Below are 16,131 nucleotides of genomic sequence, written 5' to 3'. Positions count from 1 at the left end.
GCCCTCGTGTCGCTCACCATCACTTTTCCTTCTTCGACAAGACCTTGAGCAGGGTCAGCCCGCGCGCAGCAAGCTGCGAGCGCAGCGCGGCCTCGGCCTGTGAACACGGCGCGTTGACCGTGGTCACATCATAGTAGAGCTCAAGCGGCTTGTCGCGCTTGGCCTTGTATTCCACCTGACAGGCGGCCTGCGCGGCCCCGGCCATAAGAGACAGGCCAAGGGCGGCAATGGTGAGGCGTGTGATCTGTGTCATGGCGGCAAGATGCGCCGAACCCCGCGGCTATTCAATATCCTGTGACCCGAAATGACCCGGAAAGAGCCTGTTATCTGATATCATGGGGCCGATATTGCGTGTCTTGGCAGGCATGGCCCACCTTCAGTGCATCGCGGACGGTCATGCAGGCCGCACGCCAAGGACACCCCGTCCACCCCTCTGAAAGGAAAGATCATGCACCGCAAGTTCATCGCCTTCATCATCGGATCGGCCATGACCGTCACCAGCCTTGCCGCCTCGCCCGTCGAGGCCCGCGACCGGGGCGAAGCCGCCGCCATCATCGCAGGGGTCGCCGCCCTTGCCATCGTGGGGGCTGCCATCGCCGACAACAAGCGCGACAAGCGCCGGGACTACGTCTCGCGCGGCCATGGCCACAAGAGCCATGGCTATGCCCCGCGCCGCCATAACGGGTATCGCGCGGCACCACGTCACCGCGTGCAGCGCGGTCACCATAATGCCTTCCGCCGTGGCCATTACGGGACGCGCCATCACATGGGGCATCGGAACCGGCAGTACGGCTCCGACTATCGTCGCGATCGTTACGGCAAATAAGGCAATCTGAGAGGAGAGCATGATGTTCACCAGGATCACGACCATCCTAACCGCCGCCACGCTGAGCCTCGGCACGGGATTTGCCGACCCCGCGCTCGCCCGGGACCGCAGTGACAATGCCAACCTTCTAGGCGGGCTGATCGTGGGCGGGCTGATTGGCGCGGCCATCGCGAATGACAACAATGATAAGGACCGTCACGGTCGCGGCCATGTCTCTCGCGGGCACAGTGACAGTCACCATGTCGGGCGCGGTCACGGGCGCGGCCATGACAAGGGCTATGGCCACGCCAAACGGGTCAACCTGCCCGGTAATTGCCGAGTCTATAACGGCCATCGCTCGGGCTATTCCGGGCGGTGCCTGCGCGGTTATGACTACGGCCATGCCGCGTTGCCGTCGGCCTGCGCCGTGCGTGTGGGCGGGCATCACCGCACCATCTACCGCGACCGCTGTCTGAACCAATATGGCTATTACTGAACCATCGAGCAGGCCGGTAAAGGGAAGGGGCGCGCCTCTTCCCTTTACATTTGGGCCTTTGCATTTGGGCCTTTGCATTTTCAGGGTGGCGTGCGATCTCACCTGACCATGACCGGCCCCGATCTCTTTCACGAAACCGAGGCCCGCGCGGCGGGCTTCTTTCGCATTGCGGGGGTGGACGAGGTCGGGCGCGGCCCGATTGCCGGGCCGGTGACCGCCGCTGCCGTGATCCTCGATCCCGCGTGTATCCCCGAGGGGCTGAACGATTCCAAGAAACTGAGCGAGAAACGTCGCGAGGCGCTCTGTGCCGCGCTGATGGACTGCGCGCAGGTCTCGGTCGCGCATGCGACGGTCGCGGAGATCGACGAGATCAACATCCTGCGCGCCGCGCATCTGGCGATGGAACGGGCGATTGCGGGGCTTGAGCATGCCCCTGACATGGCACTGATCGACGGTAATCTGATCCCGCGCGGGCTGACCCTTCCGGCGCTTGCGATCATCAAGGGCGATGCCGCGTCACTGTCGATTGCGGCGGCCTCGATTGTGGCGAAAACAAGGCGCGATCAGCTGATGCGGGATTTGGCGCAACAGTTCCCCGGCTACGGCTGGGAGCGCAACGCGGGCTACCCCTCCAAAAGCCACAAGGCAGCACTTCTAAATCTCGGTGTCACCCCACACCATAGACGTTCCTTCAAACCGGTCCACAATATCTTGTATCAAGATAAATAACTAACCCCCTGATTCAAAAAAGAAATTGACGGCGAATCGGGTTTGACTCATCTTTAACCTCAATAACACCAGAGCGCATCAGCGCCGGCACAGAGGCAGAAGATGAAAACGATGACCAAGAAAAAGAGCGCACCCGTGCTCCCTCTCAACACGATTCTGGACGGTGATTGCATCGAGGTGATGAATGGCCTGCCCGAAGCCAGCGTCGACCTGATCTTTGCCGACCCGCCCTATAATCTGCAACTGCGCGGCGATCTGCATCGCCCGGACAACAGCCAGGTCGATGCCGTCGATGACGCCTGGGACCAGTTTGCCAGCTTTGCCACCTATGACCGGTTCACGCGGCAATGGCTGGCGGCGGCGCGGCGCATTTTGAAACCCACCGGCGCGATCTGGGTCATCGGCTCTTATCACAACATTTTCCGCGTTGGCGCCGCGTTGCAGGACGCGGGGTTCTGGGTGCTCAACGACGTGGTCTGGCGCAAGTCCAACCCGATGCCGAATTTCCGTGGCAAGCGCCTGACCAACGCGCATGAGACGATGATCTGGGCCAGCAAGGAAGAGGGCGCGAAGTACACCTTCAACTACGAGGCGCTGAAATCGCTCAATGACGGGATCCAGATGCGCTCGGATTGGGTGCTACCCATCTGCACAGGGCATGAGCGGCTCAAGGATGACAACGGCGACAAGGCGCACCCGACGCAAAAGCCCGAGAGCCTGCTGCACCGTGTGATCGTTGGCTCCACCAATCCAGGCGACGTGGTGCTCGACCCGTTCTTCGGCACCGGCACCACCGGGGCTGTGGCCAAGATGCTGGGCCGCGATTACATCGGGATCGAGCGCGAGGCCGCCTATCGCAAGGTGGCCGAAAAGCGGCTCGCCAATATCCGTAAATACGACCGCGACGCGCTTCAGGTCTCGACCTCCAAACGCGCCGAGCCGCGCGTGCCCTTCGGCACGCTCATCGAGCGGGGCATGCTACGCCCGGGCGAAGAACTCTATTCCATGAACAAGCGCCACAAGGCCAAGGTGCGCGCCGATGGCACGCTCATCGGCGGCGATGTCAAAGGCTCGATCCATCAGGTCGGCGCGCATCTCGAAGGCGCGCCCTCCTGCAATGGCTGGACTTATTGGTGCTTTCGCCGCGAGGGCAAGACCGTGCCCATCGACGTGCTGCGCCAGCAGATCCGCTCGGAAATGGAAGAGCGGCCCAACTGATCATACCCTCACCGCCGGTGCCCGAGGCCTGACTTGATCGGGCACCACTGACCTGCCCCGCCCTCATGGCGGGGCCTTTTTCGTGTCAGTAGCCGCGCTGCGGATCGACGATATTGAACAGGCTCTCGCCCCTACGCCAATGGTCGAGATTCTCGAGGAACAACTCGAAGGATTGCATCGCCCAATCGGCATGTACCGCCGAGCAATGCGGCGACAGGATCACCCGGTCGAGCCCCCAGAGCGGGCTGTCTGCGGGCAGCGGTTCGGTCTCGAACACGTCGAGCGCGGCACCGCGCAGATGCCCCGCCCGCATCGCATTGACCAGCGCCGCGCCGTCCAGCACACCGCCGCGCGAGACATCGACAAGGATCGCATCCCGCTTCATCGCCATCAGCGCGCGTGAGTTCACGAGGCCCCGCGTCGAGGGGATGAGCGGCACCGACAGCACCACGACATCCGCCTTGCCCCAGAGATCCGGCAGCGCCGCAGCGGGGTGCACCTCGTCCACATTCTCCATCGGCTGCGGGCGGGCGCGGGTGCCGATCACCCGCAGGCCGAACGCCTTGGCCCGTGCCGCGACCGCCTGACCGGTATGGCCCAGCCCGACGATCAGAATGGTCTTGCCCTTGAGCGGCGTCATCAGCCGGTTCGGTGGCCAGTGGCGCGCCGCGCGATCCGCCGCCATCCCGTCTATATCGAGCGTGAAATGCAGCACCGCGCCGAACACGTATTCCGCAATCATCGGGGCGGCGACCCCGGCCGCGTTGCTGACCGTCACCGCGCCCGCATCCCAGGGTGTCAGATGATCCACCCCGGCCCCGCCCACGGCGATCCAACGCGGGCCTTGCGCGCCCAGCAGGGCCTCGCGGGGATAGCCCGTGCGACCGTGGAAGGCGACGGAGTAGGCGATATCGGGCCGGAACTCGGCCAGCACCTGATCAAGACTCTCGTAGCTGTCATGCCCGCGCGCCTCGATCTCGGGCGCGACCTCGGCCAGCCGGTCAAGCATCGGCGCGGGATCGCTGGTATGGATGAGGAGGCGCGGGGTATCGGTCATGGCCTGTCCGGTCCGGGGGTGACGAGGCTTGCAAGCTGCGAGAATTCGGTGCCCTGGTCAAGCAGTCGGTGGCGCATCTCCCACAGCGCCGCGATCCGCCCCTCCGAGAGCGCACCCCCGGCCATCACCGACAGCTTGGCGCGGATATCGGCCTCGGGCATCGGTCCCTCGGGTCCGCCGCGCGCGTTGCAATCGCCCGAGTGTACCTCTCTATCGCCCGTCAGCCGCACCGTGACGTCCGACCATCGCCCCTCGGGGAACCGCGCGGAATGGCGCGGCTCTTCGCGCAGGGTGATGCGGGCGTGCATCGCCGCCACGCGCGGGTCGTGCAGCGCCTCACCGGTGATCTCATCCGGTCCGATGCGGCCATGCACGAGATAGGCCGCGAGCGCGAAGCCGAGCGAATACTGCGCCTCGCTCGTGGTCGCGGGCATCCCCGGAAAGAGGGCGGCGGATTGCGCGAAGGTGGCCACCTCCAGCGTCTCGATCTGATCCGGGCTGACGCCCTTCTCCTCCACCAGAACCCGCAGGCACTCGAGCGCCCCATGCGCCCAGCGGCAGATCGGGTAGGGCTTGATATAGTTGCGCATCACTGTCCAGTCGCGACCGAGATCAGCCCAGACATGCGCCACCTCTTCCCCCTCGACGGTGATCGCCGGTGCACCGGTGAAGCCCCTTTCGGCCTGTAACAGGGACGAAATTCCGACAAACGCCCCCATGCCAGAGCCGTCATGCAGCATCGTGGGGCTTGCAATCTCGCGCATCATCTGGCTGCGCGGCCCGTGATATTCCGCGATACCCAGCGCGTGGCGCAGCACCCCCGCGTCACAGCCCCGCAGATGCGCCCCGAGCGCGGCCACGCCCAGCGCGTTCCAAGCCCCCGAGGTGTGGTAGTCGCTCACCGTGGCATGCAGCGCGACAGCAGCGCGCGCCGCCACCTCGTAGCCCATGGCAAGAGCACTCAGCGCCTGCCGCCCGGTCAGATCGGGGCGCGCTTCGGCAAAGGCGAATAGCGCGGGCACCAGTGCGCAGCCGATATGCCCCTTGGTCGCGTTCAGCCCGTCATGGGCGTCAAGATTGTCGATCTGCGTCGCCAGTGCCCAGGCCGCTCCCGGCATGGCACAGCGACGCCCGTCGAAAAGCAGCGTCGCGCTGTGATCCTCACGCGCCGCGCCATGAAAATCGCAGGCGAAATCGCGCGCGATCCGCCCCACATCGAGCGACGCTGCCCCTGCCGCGACCCCCAATGTGTCAATAAGTAAGGTCGCAGTCTGCGTCAGCACCTCTTCGGGCAAGGCCAAGGCGGGATCGAGCGCGAAGCGCGCGATCGGATCGAACTGTAACGGATTGGCAGCGTAGGACATGATCGCACCTTTCAGGATCGGCTCATCTCCATCGTGACGCAGGCCGCTCGTGTCTTGCGGGTGGTTTGCGACATTTCCTGTCCCGCTTTCCCCCCTTGCGAGCGCCCATTCTGACTGTTACCTATTTGGCAACTCCGTTGGGGTGCCCGGAATGCACGGGCTGAGAGGCGATGCGCCAACCCATCGAACCTGATCCGGCTAACACCGGCGTAGGGAACGGACCGTCGCACGCCTCGCGCGCCCCCCGTCCGTTCCCCGCATAGACTGAGAGGAACGGCAGATGGTTGCCACAGCTTTGACAATCGCAGGCTCCGACAGCGGTGGCGGCGCGGGCATTCAGGCCGATCTCAAGACCTTTTCGGCGCTTGGCGTCTACGGTGCGAGCGTGATCACCGCCGTGACCGCGCAGAACACACGGGCCGTGACCGATGTGCACCCGGTGCCCAACGCCACGGTCGCCGCGCAAATTGCGGCGGTTTTGGGCGATATCAGGGTCGATTGCATAAAGATCGGCATGCTGGGCGATGCCGCGCTGATCGAGACGGTGGCGCAGGCACTTGAGGGGTATCACGGCCCCGTGGTGCTCGACCCGGTGATGGTGGCGAAATCCGGTGCCCGGCTCTTGCCTGATGCGGCGCGGGCGGCGCTGATCGCGCATCTGCTGCCGCGTGCCGACCTGTTGACTCCGAACCTGCCCGAGGCGGCGGCATTGCTGGGCCGTGCCGAGGCCAAAACCGACGCTGATATGCAGGACCAAGGCGCGCGGCTGCGCGAGATGGGGGCCGCAGCCGTGTTGATGAAGGGCGGACACGGGCAGGGTGAAACCTGCACCGACTGGCTGATCGCCGAGGAGGTAACGCGCCTCGACGCGCCTCGCATCGCCACCCGCAACACGCATGGCACCGGCTGCACGCTCTCGTCGGCCATCGCGGCGGGGCTGGCGAAGGGGCTGACGCTAGCGCAGGCGGTTGAGGCCGCCCATGACTGGCTGCACCGCGCGATCCTGGTGGCAGACGCGCTGGGGATCGGGCAGGGGCACGGGCCTGTACATCATTTTCACGAGGTATGGAGATGACCGAAGCTGTCACAATCCGCGGCGCGGGCATTGTCGGACTGTGCGTGGCCACCGAACTCATGAACCGGGGCATCGCCGTCACCCTGCGCGATCCCGCGCCCGAGCCCGGTGCGCATGGCTGTTCGTGGTGGGCGGGTGGCATGCTCGCGCCCTTCTGCGAGGGATTCACCGCCGAAGAACCGGTGGTGCGGCTGGGCCAACAGGCCGCCGATTGGTGGCAGGCGCAGGGTGTCGAGGTGATCCGGCGTGGATCGCTGGTGGTGACCTTGCAGCGCGATCGCCGCGAACTCGACCAATTCGCCCGTCGCACTACCGGGCATCGGCTGGTCACCGGGGAGGACCTGGCTGAGTTAGAGCCGCATCTTGCCGACCGCCACGACCGCGCGCTCTTTTTCGCAGACGAGGCGCATATCGACCCGCGCGCGGCGCTGATGCATCTGCGCAAGCGGCTGGAGGACACGGGTGCGCGGTTCGAGCAAGACGATGCTGCCCCCACCGGCCCGGTGATCGACTGTCGCGGGCTGGCGGCACAAGACAGCCTGCCCGATCTGCGCGGCGTCAAGGGTGAGATGGTGGTGCTTCGTTCGGCGGATGTGACCCTGACACGGCCGGTGCGCCTTCTGCATCCGCGTTTTCCGCTTTATATCGTGCCGCGCGGCGACGGCGTTTTCATGCTGGGCGCGACGCAGATCGAAAGCGAGGAACGCAACCGCGCATCGGCCCGGTCGGTGATGGAATTGCTCTCTGCCGCCTATGCCCTGCACCCGGCCTTTGGCGAAGCCGAAGTGCTGGAGATCGGAGCCGACGCGCGCCCCGCCTTTCCCGACAACCTGCCGCGCGTCACCCGCAGGGGCGACACGATCCACGTCAACGGCCTCTTCCGCCACGGCTTTCTGTTGTCACCTGCAGTGGCACGGATGACCGCCGGGCTGATGACACGCGAGAATGAAAAATCGGAGTTTGTCCATGAAGATCACGGTTAACGGAACCGCACAGGAGACCGCCGCCGAGACACTCGACGCGCTGCTGATCGAGCAGGGCTATGGCGAGGCCAAGGTCGCGACGGCGGTGAATGAGACTTTCGTTCCCGCCGCTCTCAGGCTGGAACAGAGACTGAATGACGGGGACCGCGTGGAGATCGTGGCCCCGCGGCAAGGGGGCTGACATGCCGACATATTACGACACCGAGGTCACATCGCGCCTGATGCTGGGCACCGCGCAATACCCCTCGCCCAAGATCCTTGCCGAGGCGTTCAAACGCTCCGGCGCGGGCATTGCGACCGTTTCGGTGCGCCGCGAGGCAGGGGGCGAACGCGCGGGGCAGGCGTTCTGGGACATGATCGGTGACTTGGGCGTTCATGTCCTGCCCAACACTGCGGGCTGCCATTCGGTGCGCGAGGCGGTGACGACGGCGCAGATGGCGCGGGAACTCTTTGACACCAACTGGATCAAGCTGGAGGTGATCGGCCATGCCGACACGTTGCAGCCCGACCCGTTCGGGCTGGTCGAGGCGGCGCGCATCCTGACCGATGACGGATTTCAGGTCTTTCCCTATTGCACCGAGGATCTGGTGCTCTGCGAACGGCTGGTCGAGGCCGGGTGCCGGGTGCTGATGCCCTGGGGCGCGCCAATCGGCACGGGGCTGGGGCTCAACAATATCTACGGGCTGCGCAGTTTGCGCGCGCATTTCCCCGACCTGCCGCTGGTGATCGATGCGGGGCTGGGCGTGCCGTCGCAGGCCGCCCATGCGATGGAGTTGGGCTATGACGCGGTGCTGCTCAACACCGCCGTGGCCAAGGCGGGCGATCCGGCGGCGATGGCCGAGGGGTTTGCCCGCGCGCTGGAGGCCGGGCGTCTTGGCTATGAGGCCGATCCGATGGAGCCGCGCGACATGGCCGCGCCTTCGACGCCGGTGCTGGGGAGGGCGTTTACCTGATGGCCTTGCCGCGTTTCTACCCGATAGTCGACAATACCGAGTGGCTGCGGCGTCTGCTGCCACTTGGCGTTGGGCTGGTGCAGTTGCGGATCAAGGACCTGACCGGCGAAGCACTGAAACAGCAGATTGAGCAGGCGCAGAGCCTGTGTCGGGACGCGGGCGCGATCCTTGTGGTCAACGATCACTGGCAGATCGCCATCGACCTTGGCTGCGACTGGGTGCACCTCGGGCAGGAGGACTTGGACATCGCCGACATCCCCGCCATCCGCCGCGCCGGGATCAAGCTGGGCCTCAGCACCCATGACCATGCCGAACTCGATCGCGCGCTGTCGCATGACCCGGACTACGTGGCCCTCGGCCCGGTTTACCCGACCATTCTCAAGAAGATGAAATGGCACGAACAGGGGCTGGAGAAGCTAACCGAGTGGAAGCGGCTGATCGGTGACATCCCCCTCATCGCCATCGGCGGCATGTCGGTAGAGCGGGCGCAGGGCGCGTTCGACGCCGGTGCCGATGTGGTTTCGGCGGTGACGGATATCACGCTGAACGCCGATCCAGAGGCACGGGTGCGGCAATGGATCGAGGCCACGAAATGAACCGCTATGCTCGCCAGATCGCCCTGCCGGAGTTCGGGCCAGCCGGTCAGGATCGGCTGGCGGCGGCGCATGTGCTCGTTGTTGGCGCAGGCGGGCTTGCTGCGCCCGTGTTGCAATACCTCGTGGGCGCAGGCGTGGGCCGGATCACCCTGATGGATGGCGACCGGGTATCCCTGAGCAACCTGCACCGGCAGACGCTGTTTCGTACGGAGGATATCGGCCTGCCCAAGGCGCAGATCGCCGCCGTTCATATGGCAACACTCAACCCGGACTGCGCAATTTCAGCCGTGTTAGAGCCGCTTGATCCGTTGAATGCATCGGACCACGTGGCCGTTGCTGATCTGGTTCTGGACTGCGCCGACAGTTTCGCCGCAAGCTATGTGCTCTCTGACACCTGCCTTGAACAGGGTAAGCCGCTGATAAGCGCCTCGGTCGTGGGCACCTCCGGCTATTGCGGCGGGTTCTGCGGCGGCGCGCCGTCATTGCGCGCGATATTCCCCGACTTGCCGGACCGTCTCGGCAGTTGCGATGCAGATGGCGTGCTGGGTCCGGCCGTCGGCGTCATCGGTAGCCTTCAGGCACAGATGGCCATGTCCGTTCTGGCTGGAATAGAGCCACAACCCCTCGGGCAGCTCGTCAGTTTCGAGGCCATTGGCCACCGCTTCGGCGGCTTCCGCTTCGACGGCGCGCCCGAACCTGACCGCGGCTTCGGATTTATTGCGCCTGCGCAGATTGCGCCCGATGACTGGCTCGTCGATCTGCGGGCGGAGGACGAATCCGGCCCTGCCCTGCCGGACGCGACCCGGCGGACGGTTACCGATTTCGATCACCCCGACACGACGCCCCAAGGCGCGCGCGCCGTGCTGGCCTGCCGGTCCGGCCTGCGTTCGTGGCAGGCCGCGACGCGACTGCGCGGTCATTGGGACGGAGAGATTGCATTGATCGCCCTCGGCGATGCTCAACAGGAGAACGACACATGAGATACATCACCCTGATCCTCGCACTACTGGCCGCCCCGGCCCTGGCGCAGGACAAGATGACCCTGATTCTCGACTGGTTCGTGAATCCCGATCACGGGCCGATCATCCTGGCCGAGGAGCTGGGCTATTTCGAAGAGGCCGGGCTGGAGGTCGAGGTGGTGGCACCCGCCGATCCCTCAGATCCGCCCAAGATGGTCGCGGCCGGGCAGGCGGATCTGGCGATTTCCTATCAGCCGCAATTGCATATGCAGATCGAGAATGGGCTGCCGCTGCGCCGGGTGGGCACGCTGGTCGCCACGCCGCTCAACTGCCTGCTGGTGCTAAAGGACGGCCCGGTAAAATCCACCGCCGATCTCAAGGGCCGCAAGGTGGGCTTTTCCGTGGCGGGCGTCGAGGAGGTGCTGCTCTCGACCATTCTCGCCCAGCACGGGCATAGCCTCGATGATATCGAACTGGTGAGCGTCAACTGGTCGCTCTCACCCTCGCTGATGTCGGGGCAGGTGGATGCGGTGATCGGGGCCTATCGCAATTTCGAGCTCAACCAGATGGAGATCGAAGGCGTGCCGGGACGCTGTTTCTATATCGAGGAAGAGGGCGTGCCCGCCTATGACGAGCTGATCTATGTGGCCAATCCCGAGACCATGGATACCGACATGATCCGCCGTTTCCTGCATGCCACCGAGCGGGCGACGCAATACATCATGAACCATCCGCAGGAAAGCTGGGAGATCTTCGCGGGAACGTCGCGCGAGTTGCAGGACGAGCTGAACAAGAAAGCCTGGGTCGATACCTTCCCGCGCTTCGCCACCCGGCCCGCCGCCCTCGATCACGCGCGCTACAAACGGTTCGAGCAATTCCTGCTGGAGGCGGGGATGATCGAGACTGACACGCCCGTTTCGGGCCTTGCCATGGACCTGAACGCAGAATGACACATGAGTACGGAGTGACCTTTCCCCGCCTGCGCGATGCGGCGGGCACGGTCTGGCAGGACTACACCCATCACGCCTTTGTCGAGGGGCTGCGCGAGGGCACGCTGCCGCGCAAGGCATTCCTCGGCTACCTGGTGCAGGATTATGTCTTTCTAATCCATTTCGCCCGCGCCTGGGCGCTGGCCGTGACCAAGGCTGACGCGCTGGAGGAAATGCGCGCCTGTGCCTCCACGGTGGACGCACTCGTCAATCACGAACTCAGCCTGCACGTGAAGACCTGCGCCGAGGCGGGGTTAAGCGAGGACGACCTCTACAGCGCCGAGGAACACCCCGCCAATCTCGCCTATACGCGCTACGTGCTCGATGCCGGGCATTCGGGGAATTTCCTCGACCTGCTGGCGGCACTGGCACCCTGCGTCATGGGCTATGGCGAGATCGGCGCGCGATTGGGGCCGGTGCCTGATGATCACCCTTATGCCGATTGGATCGCCACCTATGCAGGCGACGACTATCAGCAGGTCTGCCGCGATGCGGGCGCGCTTTTCGACGGGGCGGTGTCGCGACGTCTGGGCGATGACCCGACGACGACCCCCGGATGGGACCGGCTCTGCCACCGCTTCACCACTGCCACACGGCTCGAGGTGGCGTTCTGGGATATGGGGCTCAGCTTCGGGCGCTAGCCCCTTGCCCCCTTGGCCCCTGCCGCGTAGAACGCGGGCCAAGTCAGAGCATGGAGCCGCGTGATGCTGGATCTCACCTACGAATCCCCGAAGCCCAAGGTCATCGCCGGGGCGAAACACGACTGGGAACTTGTCATCGGGATGGAGGTGCACGCACAGGTGGCCTCCAACGCCAAGCTCTTCTCCGGCGCCTCCACCCGCTTTGGCGCCGAGCCCAATTCCAACGTCGCCTTTGTCGACGCGGCGATGCCCGGCATGCTGCCGGTTATCAACGAGTTTTGCGTCGAGCAGGCGGTGCGCACCGGGCTGGGCCTCAAGGCGCAGATCAACCTCTGGTCGGCGTTTGACCGCAAGAATTATTTCTACCCCGATCTGCCGCAGGGCTACCAGATCAGCCAGCTTTATCATCCGCTGGTGGGCGAGGGCGAGATTCTCGTCGACATGGAACCGGGCATCGCACGGCTGGTGCGCATCGAACGCATCCACATGGAACAGGACGCGGGCAAATCCATTCACGACATGGACCCGGCGATGTCCTTCGTGGACCTGAACCGCACCGGCGTCTGCCTGATGGAGATCGTCAGCCGCCCAGATATCCGCGGCCCAGAAGAGGCCGCCGCCTATGTCACCAAACTGCGCCAGATCCTGCGGTATCTGGGCACCTGCGACGGCAACATGCAGAACGGCAACCTGCGCGCCGACGTCAACGTGTCGGTCTGCCGTCCGGGGCAGTACGAGAAATACCAGGAGACACAGGATTTCTCGCATCTGGGCACCCGCTGCGAGATCAAGAACATGAACTCCATGCGTTTCATCCAGATGGCGATCGACTACGAGGCTCGCCGCCAGATCGCGATTGTCGAGGCGGGCGGCGAGGTGGTGCAGGAAACCCGCCTCTATGACCCGGACAAGAACGAGACCCGCTCCATGCGTTCCAAGGAAGAGGCGCATGATTACCGGTACTTCCCCGATCCCGACCTGCTGCCGCTGGAAATCGAGCAGGAATGGGTGGATGAGATCGCGGCCAACCTGCCCGAGCTGCCCGACGCCAAGAAGGCCCGCTTCGTGCTGGAATTCGGGCTCAGCGAATATGACGCCAGCGTGCTGACCGCCGATCTCGCCAATGCCGGCTATTTCGAGCAGGTCGCGGCGGGCGTGGGCGACGGCAAACTGGCGGCGAACTGGGTGATAAACGAACTCTTTGGCCGGTTGAAGAAGGAAGACCATTCCATCGAGGACAGCCCGGTCAGCCCGGCGCAACTGGCCGCCATCGTGCGGCTGATCAAGTCCGACGCCATTTCCGGCAAGATCGCCAAGGACCTCTTCGAGATCGTCTATACCGAAGGCGGCGACCCCGAGACCATCGTCGAGGCGCGCGGCATGAAGCAGGTGACGGACACCGGCGCGATTGAGCAAGCCGTGGACGAGATCATCGCCGCCAACCCCGCACAGGTGGAAAAGGCGAGAGGAAACCCCAAGCTGGCGGGCTGGTTCGTGGGGCAGGTGATGAAGGCCACCGGCGGCAAGGCCAATCCCAAGGCGGTGAACGAGATCGTGACGGCGAAGCTGGGGCTGTAAATGCCCCACTCCCCGGGGCTGATCGGCGGGCACTTATATTCGCGCGGACGAATTACTGTTTATTTCTCTCGATCAACCGCCTTGGCGGAAAAATTGCTTGGAAAACAATACAGAATTGTTTGAATGAGGCAGGTTTCACGTAACGCGTGGTTTGTCGAGAATGCTCCGTCTAACTCAGGTTTCCTTACGTGGCGTGCTGGCTTTGGCGAGTTTTATCGCCTTGCAGCCGGGCCTTGCCCTTTCTGATGCCAATTCGCCCTATTGTTGGCCCGAGGAACGCTTTGCTCCTAACGGGCGCATTGTCGAGCTTGGAGGACGGTTCTTTCACCTGTGCGGCGCCCCGGGTAATGGGTTTCCCTACACCAACGATCCGCAAGCGGATTACAGGCATGTGTCAATTGGATCAAAAGGATCAAAGGCAAGCGAAGTAGAAGCCGAGACAGATGCTCCGAGTTTCCTATGGGGAATGGTAGAATACCACGAAAATTGGTACAGCACCACTTTGGCTAATAAAAAGCGCCAATTTCCCAAACGCATAGGCGATATTCGACTTGGCAGCGCCGACTACCAGATCTGGGTCAATGACAGAATTTTTAGAAACCACCCAGGCTCTGCAGAAAAGGGAAATATTCCTGACAATGCATTGTATGTTTTCGACCGACCAGAAGGTTCGGATATTCCCGACCACCGCATGACCTGTCGAGGCGACCCTACGGTAGAACCACGCGAACGCTATCACTGCAATATCTATCTGAAGTATCGGGAAAGTAACAGCTTCACGATTGATCATAGTCTAATGTGGTCTTCGATCTTTGAAGGCGGGCCGATGGATTTCGAGCGGCTGACAGATCTCGTGCGCGCGGTGCATGCCCTTTTCGACCATGCGGATGTCACCGACCGGCTGGACACGCTTGAGGGCGTTCCCGTCGTGCGCGCGCCGAAATAGCCCTGCGCAGCCCTGCACATCCGATCTTGCCCATTTGAAAGCGCCCTGAACTTGCCTAATCTCTCCGGACCCGCGAGGGAGAATCAGGGAGGGTTCGATGGGCTGGATGAAGGACGAGACCGGGTTGGACCGCTGTGCCGCGAATTTCGTGGCGCTGACGCCGTTGTCGCATCTGCGGCGCGCGGCGCATCTCTTTCCGGATCGCGAGGCGCTGGTCTATCACGGGTTTCGCAAGACCTATGCCGAGTATCACGCCCGCGTCTCGCGGCTCGCTTCGGCGCTGGCGGGTCTCGGGATCGAGCCGGGCGATGTGGTGGCCACGCTGCTGCCCAACATCCCCGCCCATTGCGAGGCGCATTTCGGCGTGCCGGCGGCGGGGGCAGTGCTCAACGCGATCAACACCCGGCTCGAGGCGGACACCATCGCCTATATCCTCGATCACGGCGAGGCGCGGCTGGTGCTCTGCGATCCGCAATTCCTGCCCACGCTCATGCAGGCCACCGAACTGATGGAGCGCCCCGCCCCCGGCATCATCGAGGTGGCCGACGATCAGGCGGGCGTGCATGGCCACGGGCACTACATGGAATACGAGGAATTGCTGGCCACCGGCGACCCCGAGTTCGAGTGGATCATGCCTCAGGACGAATGGGAGAGCCTCGCGCTCAACTATACCTCGGGCACCACGGGGCGCCCCAAGGGCGTGGTTTACCATCATCGCGGCGCGTACCTCATGACCATGGGCACCGTCGTGAGTTGGGACATGCGGCGCTATCCGCGGTATCTGACCATCGTGCCGCTCTTTCATTGCAACAACTGGAACCATGTCTGGATGATGCCGGTGCTGGGCGGCACCACCGTGTGCTGCCGCGACATCACCGCCAAGGCGATCTATGACGCCATCGCCGATGAGGGCGTCACCCATTTCGGGGCCGCGCCCATCGTGCTCAACACCATCGTCAACGCCAAGGCCGAGGACCGGCGGGCGTTCGATCATATCGTCGATGTATTCACCGCCGGTGCCCCGCCCCCCGCCGCGACGCTGGCCGCGATCGAGCCGCTCGGGTTTCAGGTGACGCAGGTCTACGGGCTGACCGAGACCTATGGCCATGTCACCGAATGCCTGTGGCAGGAGGGCTGGAACGATCTGGGCGACGAAGACCGCTATGCGATCAAGGCGCGCACCGGTGTCCTGATGCCGATGATGGAGGACATCACCGCGATGGACCCCGAGACCATGCAGCAGACCCCGATGGACGGGCAGGCGCAGGGCGAGATCATGATCCGCGGCAATTCGGTAATGAAGGGTTATCTCAAGAACCCCAAGGCCACGCAGGAGGCATTCGAGGGCGGTTATTTCCATTCCGGCGACATCGCCGTGCAGCATCCCGACGGCTATTTGCAGATCGCCGACCGGGCCAAGGACATCATCATCTCGGGCGGTGAGAACATTTCCTCGGTCGAGGTGGAGGGGGTGCTGATGCGGCACCCGGCGGTGCTTTTATGTGCCGTGGTGGCGCGGCCGGACGAGAAATGGGGCGAGGTGCCCTGCGCCTTTGTCGAGTTGAAGGATGGCGCGACGGCGGAAGAGGCTGACCTCATCGCCTTTGCCCGCGAGCGTCTGGCCGGGTTCAAGACACCGAAATCGGTGGTCTTTCAGGAATTGCCCAAGACCTCGACCGGCAAGATCCAGAAGTTTGAGCTGCGCCAGATAGCGCGGGGTCTGTGACTGCAGACAATCGTCA

18 protein-coding genes and 1 riboswitch are annotated in these 16,131 nt (G+C 64.0%); of the genes, 15 read left to right on the top strand and 3 right to left on the bottom strand.

Features of this window, described 5'->3' with window-relative positions; translation table 11 throughout:
- Window positions 1–19: 19 nt before the first annotated feature.
- Window positions 20–253: a hypothetical protein gene (locus tag RID11_RS17665; protein WP_350141486.1), complete on the bottom strand. Its 234-nt coding sequence runs from the start codon at window positions 251–253 to the stop codon at window positions 20–22.
- Window positions 254–448: 195 nt separating this feature from the next.
- Here RID11_RS17665 and RID11_RS17660 point away from each other — a divergent pair, with 195 nt between their 5' ends.
- The 4 genes from RID11_RS17660 (at window position 449) to RID11_RS17645 (ending at window position 3,248) form a co-directional block, all read left to right on the top strand.
- Window positions 449–826 carry a hypothetical protein gene (locus RID11_RS17660; RefSeq protein ID WP_350141484.1) on the top strand — a complete coding sequence of 126 codons (378 nt, stop codon included), beginning with the start codon at window positions 449–451 and terminating at the stop codon, window positions 824–826.
- A gap of 22 nt (window positions 827–848) precedes the next feature.
- Window positions 849–1,301 carry a hypothetical protein gene (locus RID11_RS17655; RefSeq protein WP_350141483.1) on the top strand — a complete coding sequence of 151 codons (453 nt, stop codon included), beginning with the start codon at window positions 849–851 and terminating at the stop codon, window positions 1,299–1,301.
- 108 nt (window positions 1,302–1,409) lie between these two features.
- Entirely contained in the window at window positions 1,410–2,030 is a 621-nt protein-coding gene (gene rnhB, locus RID11_RS17650) for a ribonuclease HII (protein ID WP_350141481.1), read from the top strand.
- 102 nt (window positions 2,031–2,132) lie between these two features.
- The gene (locus tag RID11_RS17645) at window positions 2,133–3,248 is read left to right on the top strand and encodes a site-specific DNA-methyltransferase (protein WP_350141479.1); all 1,116 of its coding nucleotides are present in this window, start codon (window positions 2,133–2,135) and stop codon (window positions 3,246–3,248) included.
- 85 nt (window positions 3,249–3,333) lie between these two features.
- On the opposite strand, the gene RID11_RS17640 is transcribed toward RID11_RS17645, so the two are convergent.
- Both RID11_RS17640 and RID11_RS17635 read right to left on the bottom strand, forming a co-directional pair.
- Window positions 3,334–4,305 carry a D-2-hydroxyacid dehydrogenase gene (locus tag RID11_RS17640; protein ID WP_350141477.1) on the bottom strand — a complete coding sequence of 324 codons (972 nt, stop codon included), beginning with the start codon at window positions 4,303–4,305 and terminating at the stop codon, window positions 3,334–3,336.
- A complete protein-coding gene (locus RID11_RS17635) occupies window positions 4,302–5,669 on the bottom strand; it encodes an MmgE/PrpD family protein (protein WP_350141475.1) in 1,368 nt (455 codons plus the stop codon). The genes RID11_RS17640 and RID11_RS17635 overlap by 4 nt, the downstream gene beginning before the upstream one ends.
- Before the next feature lie 128 nt (window positions 5,670–5,797).
- A riboswitch (TPP riboswitch) is annotated at window positions 5,798–5,902 on the top strand.
- 47 nt (window positions 5,903–5,949) lie between these two features.
- On the opposite strand from RID11_RS17635, the gene thiD reads away from it, so the two are divergent.
- From thiD to RID11_RS17580, 11 genes are all read left to right on the top strand, one after another.
- Window positions 5,950–6,744, top strand: coding sequence for a bifunctional hydroxymethylpyrimidine kinase/phosphomethylpyrimidine kinase (gene thiD / locus RID11_RS17630; RefSeq protein ID WP_350141474.1), 795 nt, complete (start codon window positions 5,950–5,952; stop codon window positions 6,742–6,744).
- Window positions 6,741–7,727 carry an FAD-dependent oxidoreductase gene (locus tag RID11_RS17625; protein ID WP_350141601.1) on the top strand — a complete coding sequence of 329 codons (987 nt, stop codon included), beginning with the start codon at window positions 6,741–6,743 and terminating at the stop codon, window positions 7,725–7,727. The genes thiD and RID11_RS17625 overlap by 4 nt, the downstream gene beginning before the upstream one ends.
- The gene (gene thiS / locus RID11_RS17620; protein WP_350141472.1) at window positions 7,711–7,908 is read left to right on the top strand and encodes a sulfur carrier protein ThiS; all 198 of its coding nucleotides are present in this window, start codon (window positions 7,711–7,713) and stop codon (window positions 7,906–7,908) included. Before RID11_RS17625 ends, thiS begins: the two co-directional genes overlap by 17 nt.
- Before the next feature lies 1 nt (window position 7,909).
- Window positions 7,910–8,680: a thiazole synthase gene (locus RID11_RS17615; protein WP_350141471.1), complete on the top strand. Its 771-nt coding sequence runs from the start codon at window positions 7,910–7,912 to the stop codon at window positions 8,678–8,680.
- Entirely contained in the window at window positions 8,680–9,276 is a 597-nt protein-coding gene (locus tag RID11_RS17610) for a thiamine phosphate synthase (RefSeq protein ID WP_350141469.1), read from the top strand. Before RID11_RS17615 ends, RID11_RS17610 begins: the two co-directional genes overlap by 1 nt.
- Entirely contained in the window at window positions 9,273–10,256 is a 984-nt protein-coding gene (locus RID11_RS17605; RefSeq protein WP_350141467.1) for a ThiF family adenylyltransferase, read from the top strand. The genes RID11_RS17610 and RID11_RS17605 overlap by 4 nt, the downstream gene beginning before the upstream one ends.
- Window positions 10,253–11,185: an ABC transporter substrate-binding protein gene (locus tag RID11_RS17600; protein WP_350141465.1), complete on the top strand. Its 933-nt coding sequence runs from the start codon at window positions 10,253–10,255 to the stop codon at window positions 11,183–11,185. The genes RID11_RS17605 and RID11_RS17600 overlap by 4 nt, the downstream gene beginning before the upstream one ends.
- Window positions 11,182–11,865, top strand: a complete 684-nt coding sequence (gene tenA / locus RID11_RS17595; RefSeq protein ID WP_350141463.1) for a thiaminase II — start codon at window positions 11,182–11,184, stop codon at window positions 11,863–11,865. Before RID11_RS17600 ends, tenA begins: the two co-directional genes overlap by 4 nt.
- 63 nt (window positions 11,866–11,928) lie before the next feature.
- Window positions 11,929–13,443, top strand: coding sequence for an Asp-tRNA(Asn)/Glu-tRNA(Gln) amidotransferase subunit GatB (gene gatB, locus RID11_RS17590; RefSeq protein ID WP_350141461.1), 1,515 nt, complete (start codon window positions 11,929–11,931; stop codon window positions 13,441–13,443).
- A 160-nt stretch (window positions 13,444–13,603) separates the two neighbouring features.
- Window positions 13,604–14,389, top strand: coding sequence for a hypothetical protein (locus RID11_RS17585; protein WP_350141459.1), 786 nt, complete (start codon window positions 13,604–13,606; stop codon window positions 14,387–14,389).
- Window positions 14,390–14,486: 97 nt separating this feature from the next.
- On the top strand, window positions 14,487–16,115 hold the full coding sequence (locus RID11_RS17580; protein WP_350141457.1) for an AMP-binding protein: 1,629 nt from the start codon (window positions 14,487–14,489) through the stop codon (window positions 16,113–16,115).
- The last annotated feature ends 16 nt before the right edge of the window (window positions 16,116–16,131 follow it).

The organism is Roseovarius sp., assembly GCF_040219995.1.
In the GTDB taxonomy this organism is placed as follows: Bacteria; Pseudomonadota; Alphaproteobacteria; order Rhodobacterales; family Rhodobacteraceae; genus Roseovarius.
The sequence above is the reverse complement of the archived record's forward strand: the minus strand, read 5'-3'. Positions and strand labels throughout refer to the sequence as shown.

Coding starts and splice junctions, on each gene's coding strand:
- RID11_RS17645 (WP_350141479.1), top strand. CDS start 2,133: ATGAAAACGATGACCAAGAAAAAGAGCGCACCCGTGCTCCCTCTCAAC.
- RID11_RS17610 (WP_350141469.1), top strand. CDS start 8,680: ATGGCCTTGCCGCGTTTCTACCCGATAGTCGACAATACCGAGTGGCTG.
- gatB (WP_350141461.1), top strand. CDS start 11,929: ATGCTGGATCTCACCTACGAATCCCCGAAGCCCAAGGTCATCGCCGGG.
- RID11_RS17600 (WP_350141465.1), top strand. CDS start 10,253: ATGAGATACATCACCCTGATCCTCGCACTACTGGCCGCCCCGGCCCTG.
- thiS (WP_350141472.1), top strand. CDS start 7,711: ATGAAGATCACGGTTAACGGAACCGCACAGGAGACCGCCGCCGAGACA.
- RID11_RS17665 (WP_350141486.1), bottom strand. CDS start 253: ATGACACAGATCACACGCCTCACCATTGCCGCCCTTGGCCTGTCTCTT.
- RID11_RS17605 (WP_350141467.1), top strand. CDS start 9,273: ATGAACCGCTATGCTCGCCAGATCGCCCTGCCGGAGTTCGGGCCAGCC.
- rnhB (WP_350141481.1), top strand. CDS start 1,410: ATGACCGGCCCCGATCTCTTTCACGAAACCGAGGCCCGCGCGGCGGGC.
- RID11_RS17655 (WP_350141483.1), top strand. CDS start 849: ATGTTCACCAGGATCACGACCATCCTAACCGCCGCCACGCTGAGCCTC.
- RID11_RS17580 (WP_350141457.1), top strand. CDS start 14,487: ATGGGCTGGATGAAGGACGAGACCGGGTTGGACCGCTGTGCCGCGAAT.
- thiD (WP_350141474.1), top strand. CDS start 5,950: ATGGTTGCCACAGCTTTGACAATCGCAGGCTCCGACAGCGGTGGCGGC.
- RID11_RS17615 (WP_350141471.1), top strand. CDS start 7,910: ATGCCGACATATTACGACACCGAGGTCACATCGCGCCTGATGCTGGGC.
- RID11_RS17625 (WP_350141601.1), top strand. CDS start 6,741: ATGACCGAAGCTGTCACAATCCGCGGCGCGGGCATTGTCGGACTGTGC.
- RID11_RS17585 (WP_350141459.1), top strand. CDS start 13,604: ATGCTCCGTCTAACTCAGGTTTCCTTACGTGGCGTGCTGGCTTTGGCG.
- RID11_RS17640 (WP_350141477.1), bottom strand. CDS start 4,305: ATGACCGATACCCCGCGCCTCCTCATCCATACCAGCGATCCCGCGCCG.
- RID11_RS17635 (WP_350141475.1), bottom strand. CDS start 5,669: ATGTCCTACGCTGCCAATCCGTTACAGTTCGATCCGATCGCGCGCTTC.
- tenA (WP_350141463.1), top strand. CDS start 11,182: ATGACACATGAGTACGGAGTGACCTTTCCCCGCCTGCGCGATGCGGCG.
- RID11_RS17660 (WP_350141484.1), top strand. CDS start 449: ATGCACCGCAAGTTCATCGCCTTCATCATCGGATCGGCCATGACCGTC.